Annotated in this window: 17 protein-coding genes; 7 read left to right on the forward strand and 10 right to left on the reverse strand. The window is 41.2% G+C overall.

All coding sequences use genetic code 11. The annotated features are described in order from the left end of the window. The first annotated feature begins 115 nt into the window (after nucleotides 1-115). The 3 genes from V7783_RS18995 to V7783_RS19005 are packed head-to-tail and all read left to right on the forward strand — an operon-like array spanning nucleotide 116 to nucleotide 2,867. Nucleotides 116-520, forward strand: a complete 405-nt coding sequence (locus tag V7783_RS18995; RefSeq protein WP_335680064.1) for a type IV pilin protein — start codon at nucleotides 116-118, stop codon at nucleotides 518-520. After that, entirely contained in the window at nucleotides 520-960 is a 441-nt protein-coding gene (locus tag V7783_RS19000; protein WP_335680065.1) for a GspH/FimT family pseudopilin, read from the forward strand. The genes V7783_RS18995 and V7783_RS19000 overlap by 1 nt, the downstream gene beginning before the upstream one ends. Then, the gene (locus V7783_RS19005) at nucleotides 960-2,867 is read left to right on the forward strand and encodes a DUF7305 domain-containing protein (RefSeq protein WP_335680066.1); all 1,908 of its coding nucleotides are present in this window, start codon (nucleotides 960-962) and stop codon (nucleotides 2,865-2,867) included. Before V7783_RS19000 ends, V7783_RS19005 begins: the two co-directional genes overlap by 1 nt. 49 nt (nucleotides 2,868-2,916) lie before the next feature. Here the strand turns inward: V7783_RS19005 and V7783_RS19010 are convergent, their stop codons facing one another. The 3 genes from V7783_RS19010 to V7783_RS19020 all read right to left on the reverse strand — a co-directional run bounded on the left by V7783_RS19010 (nucleotide 2,917) and on the right by V7783_RS19020 (nucleotide 4,978). Next, a complete protein-coding gene (locus V7783_RS19010) occupies nucleotides 2,917-4,005 on the reverse strand; it encodes an energy transducer TonB (protein WP_335680067.1) in 1,089 nt (362 codons plus the stop codon). A gap of 117 nt (nucleotides 4,006-4,122) precedes the next feature. Beyond that, nucleotides 4,123-4,455 carry a hypothetical protein gene (locus V7783_RS19015; protein WP_335680068.1) on the reverse strand — a complete coding sequence of 111 codons (333 nt, stop codon included), beginning with the start codon at nucleotides 4,453-4,455 and terminating at the stop codon, nucleotides 4,123-4,125. Between the two features lie 103 nt (nucleotides 4,456-4,558). Then, nucleotides 4,559-4,978: a hypothetical protein gene (locus V7783_RS19020; protein ID WP_335680069.1), complete on the reverse strand. Its 420-nt coding sequence runs from the start codon at nucleotides 4,976-4,978 to the stop codon at nucleotides 4,559-4,561. A gap of 406 nt (nucleotides 4,979-5,384) precedes the next feature. On the opposite strand from V7783_RS19020, the gene V7783_RS19025 reads away from it, so the two are divergent. Both V7783_RS19025 and V7783_RS19030 read left to right on the forward strand, forming a co-directional pair. Then, nucleotides 5,385-6,962, forward strand: coding sequence for an ATP-binding cassette domain-containing protein (locus tag V7783_RS19025; protein WP_335680070.1), 1,578 nt, complete (start codon nucleotides 5,385-5,387; stop codon nucleotides 6,960-6,962). A gap of 70 nt (nucleotides 6,963-7,032) precedes the next feature. After that, nucleotides 7,033-9,087, forward strand: a complete 2,055-nt coding sequence (locus V7783_RS19030; RefSeq protein WP_335680071.1) for a TonB-dependent receptor — start codon at nucleotides 7,033-7,035, stop codon at nucleotides 9,085-9,087. Nucleotides 9,088-9,134: 47 nt separating this feature from the next. Here the strand turns inward: V7783_RS19030 and V7783_RS19035 are convergent, their stop codons facing one another. Genes V7783_RS19035 through V7783_RS19045 form a run of 3 tightly spaced genes read right to left on the reverse strand, consistent with a single transcriptional unit; the run spans nucleotide 9,135 to nucleotide 12,115 of the window. Further along, a complete protein-coding gene (locus tag V7783_RS19035; protein WP_335680072.1) occupies nucleotides 9,135-9,764 on the reverse strand; it encodes a hypothetical protein in 630 nt (209 codons plus the stop codon). Beyond that, nucleotides 9,754-10,335, reverse strand: coding sequence for a sigma-70 family RNA polymerase sigma factor (locus V7783_RS19040; RefSeq protein WP_335680073.1), 582 nt, complete (start codon nucleotides 10,333-10,335; stop codon nucleotides 9,754-9,756). The genes V7783_RS19035 and V7783_RS19040 overlap by 11 nt, the downstream gene beginning before the upstream one ends. Before the next feature lie 10 nt (nucleotides 10,336-10,345). Then, on the reverse strand, nucleotides 10,346-12,115 hold the full coding sequence (locus V7783_RS19045; protein WP_335680074.1) for a vWA domain-containing protein: 1,770 nt from the start codon (nucleotides 12,113-12,115) through the stop codon (nucleotides 10,346-10,348). A 156-nt stretch (nucleotides 12,116-12,271) separates the two neighbouring features. Here V7783_RS19045 and V7783_RS19050 point away from each other — a divergent pair, with 156 nt between their 5' ends. Beyond that, on the forward strand, nucleotides 12,272-13,486 hold the full coding sequence (locus V7783_RS19050) for an MFS transporter (RefSeq protein WP_335680075.1): 1,215 nt from the start codon (nucleotides 12,272-12,274) through the stop codon (nucleotides 13,484-13,486). Between the two features lie 9 nt (nucleotides 13,487-13,495). Here V7783_RS19050 and V7783_RS19055 read toward each other — a convergent pair whose 3' ends face one another. Beyond that, complete coding sequence (locus tag V7783_RS19055; protein WP_335680092.1) at nucleotides 13,496-14,350, reverse strand: AraC family transcriptional regulator; 855 nt, start codon at nucleotides 14,348-14,350, stop codon at nucleotides 13,496-13,498. 337 nt (nucleotides 14,351-14,687) lie between these two features. On the opposite strand from V7783_RS19055, the gene V7783_RS19060 reads away from it, so the two are divergent. Next, nucleotides 14,688-15,206 (forward strand): carboxymuconolactone decarboxylase family protein, encoded by a 519-nt coding sequence (locus tag V7783_RS19060; protein ID WP_335680076.1) that lies wholly within the window; start codon nucleotides 14,688-14,690, stop codon nucleotides 15,204-15,206. Nucleotides 15,207-15,232: 26 nt separating this feature from the next. Here V7783_RS19060 and V7783_RS19065 read toward each other — a convergent pair whose 3' ends face one another. The 3 genes from V7783_RS19065 to V7783_RS19075 form a co-directional block, all read right to left on the reverse strand. Next, complete coding sequence (locus tag V7783_RS19065) at nucleotides 15,233-15,640, reverse strand: GFA family protein (RefSeq protein ID WP_335680077.1); 408 nt, start codon at nucleotides 15,638-15,640, stop codon at nucleotides 15,233-15,235. Nucleotides 15,641-15,727: 87 nt separating this feature from the next. Then, a complete protein-coding gene (locus tag V7783_RS19070) occupies nucleotides 15,728-15,976 on the reverse strand; it encodes a TIGR03643 family protein (protein ID WP_335680078.1) in 249 nt (82 codons plus the stop codon). A 50-nt stretch (nucleotides 15,977-16,026) separates the two neighbouring features. After that, nucleotides 16,027-16,404: a VOC family protein gene (locus V7783_RS19075; protein WP_335680079.1), complete on the reverse strand. Its 378-nt coding sequence runs from the start codon at nucleotides 16,402-16,404 to the stop codon at nucleotides 16,027-16,029. Nucleotides 16,405-16,487 lie beyond the last annotated feature (83 nt).

Raw genomic sequence — 16,487 nt, forward strand, 5'->3', positions numbered from 1 at the left:
ACACATGTAACCAGCATTTACAAACTCATCGCACCTGATTGCATATTTAATGTGCAAACCGGCATAAAATATGAACATCTAAAAAGGATTTATAAACTCGCCACGGAACCGCTTTGTGTCGAACTTTTTAGGTGTTTCCCCCATTATGCGCAGTTATCGTTATTTTCAACAAAACGGCTTCACTTTAGTTGAGCTGATCATAGTTATTGCTATTTTAGGCATTTTGTTTAGCGTTGCGATGCCTAGATATAACGAGTATATGCTAAAAGCCCGCCGTGCAGATATTCAACAAGTCATGATCCAAAACAGCGCCATATTAGAGCGTAGCTATAGCCGAAACGGTGCTTATCCGGAGGGTTTTTCGGCACAAGATACTGAATACTATAAATTTAACTATAGATCAGATAATATTACTTATAAATTAACCGCTACACCTAAAGCAGCTGATAGTTGCGGTACGTTAACAATTAATCACAGTGGCCAGCAAACAGCTCAAACTGATAACTGTTGGAATGGCTAATGCGCGGCTTTACTTTACTAGAACTGATGATAGTGGTTGCCGTTATTAGTATTATGGCATTGCTTGCGGCACCCAACTATATGACGTTTATCAAACATGATCGCCTTGTTACTCATGCTAATCAGTTGCAAAGCGTCTATAAATACTCACGCAGTGAAGCGGTTAAACGCAATCAAACCGTGAAATTACAGGCTAAGCCCGATCACTGGCTGGCAACGACTCATATAGATGGCATTACCACGACATTACAGGAATTTACGATTCAACATGCAAGCATTACTATCGATTTACCAACTTTGAGCGTATCAGCAAAGGGAGAGCTAAACAAAGCTTATCAAATCACAGTAACCGATCATGATAGCAGCACCGCTGATATGCAACTGTGTATTTTACCTAGCGGCCAAAGCTGGCTTAGTGAACAACCACAGGGCTGTGCTTAATGAAGAACTCAAAAGGCTTTACCCTTATTACGGTGTTAATACTCACCTCAATGGCAACTTTGGTGGTCCTAAGTTCACTGCGTGACACAATTATTCAAGAGCGCCTCAGCGGTAATTATCAAAAGCAGATCAATGCCCGCTTAATGGCTGAAAAAGGTGTGTACGCAAGTATGCAGCAACTCAACCAACAGTTACTCAATGATCCAACACAAAGTTTAGAAGATTTAGTAAATCAAAGCGCCCATATTAATGGCACTGGTGAACTAGCTGACACTGCATTTAATGCCAATTTGACCGTGAATAAAAATGGTGAATTAGTGATTGCCAGCACAGGTAACCGCTTTGAGGGCGAAGCTAATTTAGAAGCTATTTTTGAATTTGTGCAAACACCAGGCAAGACTGGTAAATCGCCATTTTCACCAGGGATCACCGGCTGCTCAGGTATCAGTCTCAGCGGTAGCGGTAAAATCGACAGTTATGATTCATCATTGGGCGATTACAACGCAAGCCTTAGTGATGGTAGCCAAAATATTAGCGAACAAGCTTTTGTACAAACTTTGGATGGGGATAGCACCATTGTTTTATCAGGCAATGGGAAAATTTTTGGTGATGTAATTGCCTCCAATAGTATTAAACTTACTGGCTCTGCCGATATCAGTGGTAACGTACATTCGAATGGCTATTTAAGTTTACCAAACAATAGCAAAATTGGTGGCGATGTAACGGCGTATCTCTATTACAGCCAACAAAGTGGCAGCGTCGCTGGCAATATTCAGGCAAATGGGGATATTACTCTAAAACAAACTTATGTCGGTGGTAATGTTACATCGGGTGCTAATATTGATATCACAGGTAACACAATTGATGGCAAAGTACTTAGCCAAGGTGATACTACGGTTAACCAACCGACTATTTTAGGCGGCGTGCAAAGCCATGGCAATTATAGTCAAACAGGTGGCACCGTCAGCGGTGGTGTCAGGGTATTAGGCGATGTTGCACTTACCCAATGGGGCAGCACAATTAGCAACGATGATTTACGTTATTTAGGTAAAGGCCGCTTTACTGGTGAAACCCCTGAGTATAACCGCGCACCTTATAAAACGTCCCCACCACTGGTGATTGATACCATTACGCCAGTGAAAAAAATAGACTTTGCTGACGATGGCGCTGCCAGTGGTACTACGAGTTGCGATCCACTGAGTATCGACCACGCGATCAATGACTTAGATGATCCAGTAAATAACTACCAAGATTTATACATTAGTGGCTCAGGCAAAGGCGATCATCTGCAACTACACACTAGCAAAGCAGAGTTTTTAGTTGATAATGCAAGCACACCCGATGGCGATATAACCGCGCAATCAACGCGCTTTTTAGAAAAACCAACTGAGATTATTTATTTTGATAATATCAGCATTAAAGGTCATTTAACGGTTAAAGAAAACCACCACGCCACTCTTTTTGTACAAGGTGATTTTACAATGGATGGGGCAAGCTCGCTGACTATCCCAGAGCAAAGCAGCTTAACTATCATAATTCAGGGTAAGTTTAACGTTGGTGGCGGTGCGCAAGTTTATACTCCCGCAAATGGTATTACAGCGCAAGGCAAACCAGTGTTTAGCATTTATAGCAATTATGCCGGTGCTGGTACTGGCGTGAGCTTTTCTGGTGGCACTGAGCAAGTTTACGCCGTTATTTACGCACCCAATAGTCATGTTGAAATAAATTCGGCAGTTGGCTTTAAAGGCTCAGTGTTAGGTAACACGGTAAATGTATCAGGTGCCGGCGGTATTCACTACGATACCGCACTAGGTAATGTAAGCACTGGTAATAACGGTTCTTCAGGCTCAGCAAGTCGCTTAGTCTTTAAAGGCTGGCGTTATGCAGTGCAAGAGGATGAGAATTAGTAAGGAAATTATATTCCTCGCTAATTCTCACAATAAGTATTGCCGATCATTAATAGTCTGACAAACCAACTATTATTTCACCCGTTTGAGTTAACGTGATCTGCTCGGATTTTCTAGACTTAAGTAATAAACCGCATCGTCTGCTAGCGGGATCAACCGCATACGCTATCTGTTTTGATGGGCTAAACTTAACCACTTGATTTGCACATCTAAGCTCAACTAGCTCCAGATTTTGAGCATTTTCTAACACAATATTAGCGCGTGATAAGGAAATATAGTCAACTTGCTGATCATGAAGTGTAATTTCTGTATTTATCACCGTTGTTTGAGCTAATAGCTCATCAACTTGTTTTGTCGTAGCGAGCTTATTTTCATTAGTAAATACTTTACCTTCAATCTTCCCAAGGGAGTTTATTGCGTTGTACGCTAGGTAAAAATCTTGCTTATAAATAAACCACTGCAACGCACTTTTTACCACAGTATAATGAAGATCTGTTGGTAATTGCGCACGTAACAAATAGGCGACTTTTACTTGTTCATCAAAACCTTGCCACTGTTGCTGAAAATAGTAAAACTGGCTTTTTAGCCATGCAAACAAAGCTTGCTCTGCGGTATTTTTAGTATGATCAGTAAAAAGCTGTGCGAGTTCAAGTTCAGCCTCTTTAAAATTTTTCTCTTTAATTAAAGTGTTAACGTCATCATAGCCACTGATAAAGCCTCGGCTCGCTTTATCATTAGCATAACCAGTAAAATATTTACCCGCTTGATAAGTAAATAAATAACCACTCTCAACAGCTTGTTCACCCTTGATTGCTGAGCTAAAAACTAAGTTATTTAAATAGCGCTGCGCTTCAGCTTGAGTATCTACAACAGCCGAGTGACTGATCACTTCAATATCATTAACTGATCCATCTTTAGCAACCACGTAAGAGAGTAAAGCCCAACCTTCTAGCCGTGACCCGCTATAACTTTTTGGAAAGCTTTCATTTTTATTCTCAATAATTTGTGCTGGTGTATACGTTTTTTCAACAACACCTTTTTCAAAAGCGCTATTCGCAGAGGCGCTACCAATTGAGGTGAGCAAAACGAGACTAATAAGTGTTTTAAGATGAAAATGCGTTTTAATAAAAGTGTGCATAGTAATTAGTTATTCTTTTTATAATTCCTTAAAGAAGAACTTTAGCACTTTAAAATAACCATTAGAAGTACTAGCCAACAGCAATATTGGCTAGTATTTTTTATACACTAGTTATTACTAATAGCGACTTAAAATCGACAAAATTTCGCGAGTGTCATGCACCATATGGATGATGGTATCGTCGATTTCAATGGTAATACGACCATCACGGTCTATCGGTTTGATAACTCGACCATGACGATAAATATCATCATCTAACCTATCACCTTTATGGTATTTTTTTTGCCAACCAGGAGGCAATTGACCACCATTATCAACTTTCTTTTGCAACCCTGGTGGTAAGCTTCCTTTGCCTTTATTTTTGTCTTTGTCATGGTTATCACTTTTTGCAACAGCTGCGCCGCTGCAAAGTACTAAACCAAGCAAAGCCATGGATATCAGTGCTTTCATAATTTTACTCCCTATTTAACTCATTTAAAGAATAGCAATAATGACTGAACATGTTATGAAGTAAGGTAAATAATCCAGCACTCAATTGTGGCTTTGTAAAAATTTAGTGACGAGTGACAATCGAAAGGATCTCTCGAGTGTCATGCACTAAATGGATCAGTTGATCATCAACTTGCAATAAAACTAGGCCCTTTCGGTCATGGCGCTCTATCACTCGACCTCGACGATAAATATCTCTATCAAGGCGATCGCCACGATGATATTTCTTGTACCAACCCGGCGGCAAACCATGCCCGTAGCCTACTTTCTTGTATAAACCCGGCGGCAACTGTTTATAGTATGCAGACTTACGGTGTTTTTTATAATATTTTTTATGATGCTTTTTACTGTGCTTTTTATGCTCATGACGATGCTCGTGGCGGTGTTCATAACGGTCATGTTCGCGCTCGTGCTTAGCGCTTGCTGCAAACGGTAATAGGCCCAAACCAAGTACAGCCAAAGACAAGGGGATTAATTTATTCATCGTTACTTCCTAGCATAATCTGTGTGAATAGCTAAAGCCTAACAAGTCTGCCTGAATGAAATATGAAAGGAATTGTAAACATTGTAAAGATAGTGAGCACTTACAGTTTTGTGTTTTAACAAACAATTAGTTAGCTTTATTCAAAAGAAAAATAAAAATGCAGTAAAACAAAAAAATAATAAAAATAGGCTGACAACTCACGATATATTCGTATACTATTTACTCACTTACCTTATTGGAGTTTGCGCATTAATGAATAACTAACACCTGTTGAAATTCGTTTTTATTTTTTGAATTTACAGGGTTAGTGGGCGCAAAATTCGTCATATCTCTTGCTATCAATTTAACGATAGCTCGTTAATTTTAATTGCTTTGCGCGCCATGCCCTGCTGACTCCAGAGGCATTATGCAGTCATTACACATCCACAATTTAAGCTATCAACACCCTGATGGCCATGTACAATTTAACCAGCTTAACTTTTCAATCAACGAAAAGCTCACCGCGATTATCGGCGCTAATGGCAGCGGAAAATCAATATTGGTGAGTATATTGGCAAACCAACAACAACCGAGTACCGGACATGTTGAGTTTAGCGGCACGCGTTTAATCGTGACACAACTGCAATTAAGTGATCATTATTTACAAGACTCAACTAACACCATTGCCCAACTGTTAGGGATAGATAAAAAGTTGGCAGCTCTTGCACGTATTAGTCACGGGAGCATTGCTGAGGCTGATTTTGCATTGGTAGGCGACGATTGGTTATGTGAGCAAAATTATCAACAACAGCTGTTAAGCTTAGCTATTAAAGCGCCATTAGCGACCCCGGTTAGCCATTTGAGCCCCGGCCAGCAGCGGTGTTTAACGCTCTATTGTGCATTGCAAGCACAGCCTGATTTACTGATTTTAGATGAACCAAGTAATCATTTAGACCAAGCAGCAAAGCTGTGGTTAATTACACAATTGCATGCGTTTAAAGGCCAAGTAGTAATTGTTAGCCATGATTGTTTATTACTTGATCACTGCGACGCTATCATTGAGTTAAACAACCTTGGTAGCCATTACGAAACCGGTAACTATCAGCATTTTTGCCAACAAAAATCGCTGCAACAAATGGCGCTCGTTAAACAAATAAATCACTTAGCAAAAGAGCAAAAAAGGCACCAACAGCAAACCCAAATTAACCATGAAAAAGCACAACAAAGAGCCGCACAAGGTAATAAACACCGCAGCAGTGCCAGTCAACCTAAAGTCATGTTAGATTTTAACAAAAATAGTGCGCAGGCAAGTAAAGGCGCTAATGAGCGCTTAGCTTCAGCAAAGTTTGATGCGTTAGCCAAAAAGCAACAACAGCTAAAACAGCAACTGCCAGATAATATTGAACGAAAGTTAAAGTTCAGCCAACCCACCAGCAATAAACGCTTACTGTTTATTGATAAGCTTTGCTTACCCTATGGTTGTAGTAAAAATCCTGTGACCTTACAAATTAACAGTGGTGATAAATTACATATTGCAGGGCCAAATGGCTCAGGTAAATCAACGCTACTGAGGATGATTAGTGAATCTACAAAATCATGCGTATCAGCGGCCATTCAATTAAACAGTAAGGTACTTTATATTGACCAACATTGCTCTTTTTTAACCGCTAGTCACAGTTTAGTAAAAGCGTTAGAGGCACACTGCCACCTTAAACTACAAGCAATACGGCACTTACTGGCGAATATTGGTTTCAAAGGCGATGATGTATATCGACGAATAAACCAACTCAGCGGTGGCGAGAGCATGCAGTTAGCGATGCTAATTGCCGCGCAAAATGCCGCAGACTATTTACTGTTACTCGATGAACCCGATAACCATCTAGACTTGGCAAACAAACAACATCTTGCGCAAAATTTGGCTGACTTTACTGGCAGCTTTATTTTAGTCAGCCACGATGAGGTGTTTGTTCAGCAATGCCGCGTTACGCAGCAATTCACCTTATGATGATTGCCTCTAGGAATAAGAGTTGTTACCTTTACGCTCGATTAAATAATTCAATTGCTTAGGAAAAATAATGCGCTCATTAATTGCAATCCCGTTGTTACTTATAAGCTGTGAAGGGTTAAGTCAGCAACAAAACCCCAACATTGAACGCATTACCACCACAGCGTCTCGGGTTGACGTTAGCGCCGATCCGCTACCTTTAGTAATAAGCAGTATCACTAAAGCGCAGTTAGATTTAATCGCACCGACCCATATCGAGCAAGTATTAAAGCAAGTCGCTGGTGCCAATGTACAACATGGCAATGGTCAAGAATATTTGCCCGCACTGCGCTCCCCTGTACTTTCTGGGGCTGGCGCATGCGGTGGGATCTTAACGGCTGAAGATGGTATTCCACTGCGTGCTGCAGGCTTTTGTAATATCAATGAGTTATTTGAAGCCCACACTGAAATGGCCGAGCGCGTTGAAGTTTTAAAAGGCCCAGGCTCCGCCCTTTACGGCTCCAATGCAGTACATGGCGTGATTAATGTGATCACACCAGATACCACTTATGATGAGCACTTACTCGGCGTTGATTTAGGCTCTTACGGTTACAACCGGTTCAAATTGCGTAGCGGAAAAGATTTAGGCAACCAAGGATTTGGTATCAATGCCAGTGTCACTCGCGATAGCGGCTACCGTGATGATGAAAGCGTCGACCAAGAAAAACTCAACTTACGTCATCGTTATACAAATGATGACCTCGCTATTACTACTGGGCTTAGTTACACCCACTTAGATCAAAAAACTGCCGGATTTATTGAAGGCTTTGAAAGTTATAAAGACGATGAAATAGCCCAGCAAAATTTTGACCCTGATGCATTTAGAAAAGCCCGCTCATTTCGGCTTTGGTCAAAGGTGCAGTGGCAAACCGAGAAAAATACGCTCACCATTACTCCTTATGTTCGCAACCAGAGCATGACCTTTTTTAAGCACTTTTTGCCGGGCACACCGCTTGAAGAAAACAGCCAAAACGGCGTTGGTATTCAATCACTTTGGCAACATGTGTATTCAAACGAATTAACTATTAATTTAGGGCTAGACAGCGAATATACCCGTGCTGACTTTCTCCAATATCAAGATGAGCCAACCCAAGGTTCAGCATTTTTAGTCGCTACAGTACCCCAAGGTAAGCATTACGATTACGATGTAAATAGTACGCTTATCGCGCCTTTTATTAGCCTTGATTGGCAATGGCAGCAACTCGCTATCAGTTTAGGCGCACGCTTTGAGCAGCTTGATTACGACTACACCAATAATATGCTGGCTGGTCGCACTAACGAGAATGGCAACGAATGTGGATTTGGCGGTTGTCGTTACTCGCGCCCGCCAAGTGGCGAAAATAAATTTACCAACACCTCGCCAAAGCTTGGCCTGAGTTATCAACTCAGTGACGATAATTATTTATATGCAAACCTATCTCGCGGTTACCGTGCGCCGCAAGCGGCTGAACTTTACCAGCTACAGCGCGAACAACAAGTGGCTGATCTAGAACCTGAAACCGCAGACAATCTAGAAGTGGGCCTCAAAGGGCAATACCAACAACTGCACTATGTGGTCTCTGCGTATGCGATGAATAAACAAAACGTGATCTTTCGCGACAGTGACTTTTTTACCATTAATGATGGCCAAACCCAGCACCGAGGTATTGAACTTGAGCTGGATTATCAACTTACCCAGTCGCTTCAACTGGCCCTTGCTGCAAGCCATGCGGTGCACACCTACGACTATAACCAAGTTTTATCTGGAGTAAACATTAACGGTAACGATATAGACACAGCACCACGTAATATCGCCAACTTCCAAGCTAACTGGCAAGTCACCAATAACACCCTCGCTGCGATTGAATGGCATCATGTTAGTGATTATTTTACCGACCCTGAAAACCTACACAGCTATGACGGCCATGATTTAATTAATTTACGCGGGGCTTGGCAAGTCACTGAGCAACTAAAGTTAACAGCACGCATTAATAATCTATTTGATGCCGCTTATGCTGAACGCGCCGATTACACCAGCTTTACTGGCGACCGTTATTTTCCAGGGAGACCACGTAATATTATGTTCTCAGCAAGTTACGCTTGGTAGCTACCTAGCTTGAGTTCGCCATATAGCGAACATAAACAGATTATATTTTACTGTAATAGCTGTTTATATTGCTCATTTAAGTGCACCTTGAGTTCGGGGTGCGCTGCTAATAATTCAACAAGCTGAGCTTTAGCGGCGGTTGTTTCACCATCAGCAATCAATGTATCTATGCGCTTAAATTTATTCGCCACCTCTGCGGTGATAATTTCAAGTTCTGCTAAAAGCTCACTTTTAGCTGCCATGCTTTGTGCTTCAAATTGCCTTCCAACCATTTTTTCACTACGTTGACGCTGCTGGGTTTGTTTTAATTGCATTGTTTGAGTTGGAGCTTGCTCTTGCGCTTCGCTTGGCATTATTTCAAACGCAGCCTCTGGTGCTGTAGCGTTTTGTTCATCGTTTAAAATTTGCCGCTCTTTGATTGTCTCTGACGGACTAAGATACTGATCGGTATTTTGCACATATAAAACGGCAACTAACACCAGTGATGCCGCAGTAGATAATTGCCCATACCAAGTTTGATAAAAGCGCTTAGATTTATGAATTGGGGTTACTTTATTAGCAGTCATGTCATCTGCTGCGCGTTTTAATATTCGTTCATCAAGTTGTACGCTTGGTTGCTCCGTTGCACCATGCTTATAAAGTGAAGCAATATCGTCGCTGGTTAACTTATCGCTCATTGTTAGTCTCCAATTTATACTTGATACAATGCTTTAGCTTGGCTTGCGCGTAACGAATGCGGCTTTTGATATTTTCAGTTGTTTCTACCACTAATTCGGCAATTTCTTTGAGGGTAAAATCAGCTTCGTGTTTGAGTAAAAACGCTTCTTTTTGCTCTCGGGGCAATTGCGCTAGGCATACTTTTAACTGCGCTGCTTGTTGCTCCAGCTCAAGTTTTTTAGTATCTGATTGATTGTTATGATCAGCAAATTCGGTAATTTCAATGTCTTGATTATCGCTCTCAAGCCATTTGTTTTGTGTACCAGTGCGGCGGTAATGATCAATCAATTCATTGTGGGCAATACGATACAGCCAAGTAGTAAATTTGGCGCTCACTTGATACTGTGAGCGCGCTTTTATTAGCTTATTCCAGACTTCTTGATAGAGCTCTTCAGCCACTTGCACGCTTGCACACTGGCGTAAAAAATAACGATATAAGCTATTTTTATGGCGCAGGTACAGCTGGGTAAAAGCCTGTACATCGCCTTGCCCATAACTCAACATTAATTGCTCATCAGCTAGTTCTGTCATAATGTCCTAATTACAATGCCGCGGCATTATTAACGAGTTGCACAAACTCACTACGATAGCCAAATGTGTCTATGCCTTTGTTAGTAGTTGCCAATTTAGCGCAATCTTCATACTGCCAGTCTCCTGTATATTTTGCACCTTTTAATAACTGGGCAAAACCAGCCACTGCCGCGGCAAATTTAAAGTCGAAACTGGCTTGCGATAAAGGCTGAATTTTGTCATTGCTAATAGCTTGAGTCAGCAACTTGCTTTGCTCGGCGTCAGGCTCTTTATAACGGACTTTGACAAACGCCAACTCATTTCTTGTCGTCTGTTTCTCGTTTATTTCAGACTGATAACGCAGTTCATCTATTTGTTTATGCTCAGAATCCGCTAAAGTTATTTCATACAGCGCAGTTACGGTGTGCCCAGCTCCGAGCTCTGCGGCATCAACCTTATCGTTATTAAAGTCTTCACTGGCAAGCATACGGTTTTGATAACCAATTAACCGGTACTCAGCGACCTGCTGAGGATTAAACTCCACCTGAATTTTGACATCTTTGGCAATAATTTGCATGGTACTACTAAGCTCATCAACCAGCACTTTTCGTGCTTCGTTAATGTTATCAATATACGCATGTTGGCCGTTGCCAATATTAGCGAGTTGCTCCATTAAGCCATCATTATAGTTACCTTGGCCAAAGCCAAGTGTGGTCAGTGCAACGCCCGTTTTGCGCTTTGCAGCCACCAGCTCTTTGAGTTCATCAACTGATTGCATGCCTACATTAAAGTCGCCGTCAGTGGCTAAAATCACCCGATTAATACCCTCTTTTTTAAAGTTCTGCTGTGCTATTTGATACGCAAGCTCTATACCTTGCTCGCCATTTGTTGAACCGCCTGCGGCCAGTTTATCTAACGCTGCGCTGATAGCTTGTTGATCATTACCTTTGGTTGCAGGCAATACCACACCTGCGGCTCCGGCATACACCACAATGGCAACAGAATCATTTTCATCCAATTGCTTAGTTAGCATGGTTAAACTGGTTTTTAATAAGGGTAACTTATTTGGCGCATTCATAGAGCCAGATACATCCAGTAAAAACACTAAATTCGCCGCTTTTAAATCAGCTTTTTCAATTTCAAAACCCTTAATGCCAATTTTAAGTAATTGGCGATGCTCATTCCAAGGCGCCGTTGCAACCTCAGTATGCACCTTAAACGGTGTGCTGATAGTTTCAGGCGCACTGTAGTCATAATCAAAATAGTTAATAAAAGCTTCTTCGCGTACCGCATCACTTGGCGGCAGCTGCCCCATATTTAACATTCTACGAGTATTACTGTAACTGCCGGTGTCTACATCGATTGAGAAAGTAGATACCGGCTCAGTGACAGTTTGTTTAACCGGGTTCTGCTGAGATTTTAAATAATTTTCACGATCTTGCTCTGACTCAAAGACTACGTCATCAAATGGGGCTGGCGGCACCGGCTGTAATATCGGCCGCTGCATAGCAACACTTGCATCCATCATCCCTTGCGGCATTGCTTGAGGTATTGCTTGAGGCATTCTTTGAGACATTGCTGCATAACTTATGGCGTTTTGCCTCTGCTTTGTTTGCACTTGTAACTCTAATTGCTGTTCATCATTTTGGTCAGTCTTTTCTGCACTGTTTTTTTGAGCTTGTTGTTCATTAACCTCACGTTGCGCACTTTGCTCACAGCCAGCTAACCCCACTATCACCGCGAGGCTCAACACAGTTAAACGCAAATTAATTGGTTGGGTGTTACTAATTTTGTTATTCATAAAGTCACCTTGTTGTATATCAAATGGGGATCACTAAGGCTATAAACGGATGACTTTAAAAAGTGGGGTTAATTTTTTTGAATAAAGGTCTATTCATCCCATTTAATATCTACGTCACGAGTGCTGAGTTATAATTGCGCTCCCTCTTTGTTATTGATGATTTTAGTTTTGAACTCAACTGCCATTAAAAGAACTACTTTTTCTTCTGCTATTTTAATTTTAGGCATTATCTTTATTGCTGCTAACTTACGCGCGCCGGTTACAGGCATTGCGCCTGTGCTTGAGCAAATTATCTTGAGCTTTGCTTTAACGCCTTCTCAAGCCGGCATGCTCACTACTTTGCCGTTAATTGCCTTTGCACTGGCAAGCCCAATGGCAGCCAGCTTAGCTAAAAAGCAAGGCTTGGAAATATCGTTATTTATCGCACTTATTTTGATTGGCCTAGGGCTTTCGTCACGGTTAATTGATTCTGTCACAATGTTGTATTTAGGCACCGCTATCATAGGTGTTGGTATCGCAATTGGTAACGTGCTGTTACCGAGTTTAATTAAGCGTGACTTCCCACATAAAGTGGCGGTAATGACCTCTACTTATGTACTGGCGATGGGTATTTTTGGTGGCAGTTATGCTGCTCTAATTATTCCTTTGGCTGAATATAAAAATATCGGCTGGCAACTTGCTTTAGCATCTTACGGGCTGCTGACAATAGTGAGCATTGTTGTTTGGCTACCGCAGTTAAAATTACATACCAAGCCCACCAAAGATCTACTGGCGAGTGTTAACAGCAACAAAGTTTGGCACGAAGCGCTTGCTTGGCAAATTACTTTACTGCTTGGCTTAAACTCATTTTTTACCTACATCATGATTGGCTGGTTACCGAGCATTTTGATTGAAGGTGGCCATACAGCTCAGCATGCAGGCGCACTACAAGGCGCCTTTCAAGTCGCGTCAGCAGTCCCTGGTATTATCTTAATCCCGCTGTTAGCAAAGCTTAAAGATCAACGAATTTTAACCAGCTTGTTAGCATTAATCGCTGCTACATGCTCTCTTGGGCTGCTTTATTTACCTGAGTTTGCTAGTGTGTGGGCGGTAACCTTAGGGTTTTGCTCAGGCGCCTGCTTTATTTTAGGTTTGTCGTTTATTAGCTTACGTACGCATGATACCCAACAAGCCACATCGCTTTCAGGTATGGCGCAGTGTTTAGGTTACTTACTTGCCGCCTCAGGGCCTATTATCGCAGGAGCTTTACATAGTTACTCTGGTAATTGGACAACCACCTTGTGGTTATGCGCCTTTGCCAGTGCATTATGTGCAATATTTGGTTATTTAGGTGGTCGCAATATCACCATGACAAATAGCAAAACTAGCTAACCTGCACGCCTAAAAAAATGCATTGCTTAAACGCAATGCATTTATATCTTTGAGCGGTGGACGGCCAAAAAATCGTGTGTACTCACGGCTAAATTGAGAAGCACTTTCATAGCCTACTTGCAAAGCTGCCGTATTCGCATCAAGGCGCTGATTCAGCATTAACTGTCTTGCCTCTTGTAAGCGTAAGTTTTTAATATATTGCAAAGGACTGAGTTTAGTCACTTCTCGAAAATGCTGGCGAAATGTTGACTCACTCATATGTGCCTCAGCAGCTAAATCCACGATCGAAAAATCATCTTTATAATTTTGTTTAAGCCAATAGAGAATTTTAGCTATTTTTTGGCTTGCTGATCCCGCAGTTACTATTTGCCTTAACTGATAACTATGCGGGCTTTGTAACAATCGAAAAACAATCTCTTCTTGAATTAAAGGCGCAACTAAAGGGATCAGCTGTGGTTCTTTTAGTAACCTAATGAGTCTATTAATAGCATCTAAAATACCGTCATCAGCATCCACCACCGACATAGCACTTTGACGAGTGTTGTTGTATTGATCATTAAAATCCATATTGGCAACCGCTTGGCCTAGTACTTTACTGTCTAAACTTAAATGCAACCCTAAAAAAGGTCGCTGCACAGAGGCAGAGGTAATATGGCTAACAACTGGCACATCTACAGAGGCCACTAATGTTTGCCCTTCTGCATAATCATAAATATCTTCGCCCAAGGTAACGCGCTTCCCCCCTTGCACTGTCACGCCTAAACCAAGCCCATAAACACATGGCATAGGCTCAGACACTTTGCTGCGCCTAACTAAAGTCAATGCTGCTATTTCGGTATTAAAAATGCCGTCTTGTGTTGCCACTGCCAATACGGATCCTGTTAGGATTTGTTTGTTACTCATCATGTCTTAAATTAACGTCATCATTTTATAGTCCAAGCTTAGCACTAAGCATAATAATAAATATTAATAACAAGCATGATCTGTTGTTTTAGGCAAAAAACACATTGGTTTTAACAAACACATTTTGCAATTATCAGTAATAATAAATATTCGCTCAGGCATATCGATGCACTGACACATTATCACCCTAAAAACACTAATAACTCACTTCTCTACACACTATTTTAAACAGCCTAGGATAACGCTTACCGATTGCGATATTTTTGCTTTTGAACAATTTAATCTTTAAAGAGACATTATGCTTAAAGTAAATAATCACACAAAATATTCACTTGTTGCCGCTATTGCAGCCCTTGCAGCAATGGGGGAATTATACAGGCTAAGAAGTGTACTAATCGAAGGGCTAGATAAAGGACTGACGATTGATGAGCTTAATAGCACATTTTCTTACATGGTTAGTTATATTGGCCAACCTAGAGTATTAAACAGCCTCAATGTGCTTAAACAAATATGCTTACAAAAACTGCCAAATAGCTGCAAACTGGTAGAGCAACAGATTAAGCAAACCAAGATAACTCACTTAAATACAGTTAATAACAATCTTTCCCCACAGTGTCTTTTAGTAATCAAGTTAGGCGCGCTGGCAGTAGATGATAATTTTACCAGCCAACTTCAGGAGCATTTGGCGGTATGTCTGGATTCACAATTTGAGGTGGCTCACATAAATACTGTGATTAATTCATTAGCTATAAAAGCAGATATTGATGTAGCAATGCGCGCTAACGTATCTTTTGCAAAGCTGTTAGCGCATGCATAGTTTGATCTAAAAACAAAGTTAACCGCTTAAGGCACAGTGTCAAAGCCAGTTATACTGTTTAGCTGTTTTAGCCAAGTGGGGCTTGAACGACACCAAATTTGTGCTTTAGGGATAAGTTGCTCACGCTGTTCAACAGCGCCGACACGTAAGCCATAAATTTTATCGCCCTCGCCAACTGAGGTGGCGTATAAAGAGGTGCCGCAATTACCACAAAACCCCTGTGCACGCTTATTACCACTTTCGGCTGTTTTTATATATTCTTTCGGCGCAGCTGCAGTAAACGTCACCGCATTAGGGTGAGATATAACCACAGTGCGAAATGGCGCACTTGCGATAATTTGGCAGTCCGTGCAATGGCAGTTTATTACTTTATCTTCATCGACTTCGGCGTGGTAAGTAACCTCACCACAATGACAACGTCCGGTAATTTGCATAGTAATCCCTAAATTAAATTTTAGCCGTATAATGATTAGCAACTTTACGTCAAATAACAGGCTATATTCAACACTCTTTTCATGCCATTAACGGTTTTTATACTGGGTTTTACAGTGGCTGCGCATAATAGCGGGATTGCGTAATTTTAAATGTTTTGTTGTGCGGCCAGCATGGCGCTTACGCCATACTTTAAACGAACCCGATGAGATATTGTCGCGCATAAAATTAACTAGCTGAGAATGATTTAAACCATATAGACTTTCGATTGCTTCAAATGGCGTGCGATCTTCCCACGCCATCTCGATGATTCTAGACACTTGGCCACTATCAAACATAACAGACTCTTTTGCAAAATACCTTTATACCCGATAGAGCAAAAATACGATCAATCTATAATTTCAACTCGCCAAGGTGGATTCAGCCGATTACATCCCGCCCAATAAAGTTTAATTTTATTGCCTGATGGGTCTTTTAACACCGTTTCTCGCCATAAGTAACGCTGCTCGGTGATCGCTGATTCAAACTCAAAGCCCTTAGCTTTTAAGGAGACAACCCACTTTTCTAGTTCTTCGCTTTCAAAGTATATAACCGCGCCATTACTGAACGCATCATCGGTTAATAACAAAGAAAATGTGGCTTTATTAGCGCATTCAAAACGTGAGTAATGATCCGTTTTTACAATTTGTGTAAAGCCCATAGCCAAGTAAAATTGATTTGCTTTTTCGATGTCAGTGACAGGTAAAGTGATTTGATTAAGGTTCATAGTTGTTATCTAAATATTGAGTTAGATAACAACCTTAAAACCTTAACTTAGCTTGAGGTCAATTAGTAATTTGCACCTAGGTA

The organism is Pseudoalteromonas sp. (assembly GCF_036960685.1).
GTDB lineage: Bacteria > Pseudomonadota > Gammaproteobacteria > Enterobacterales > Alteromonadaceae > Pseudoalteromonas.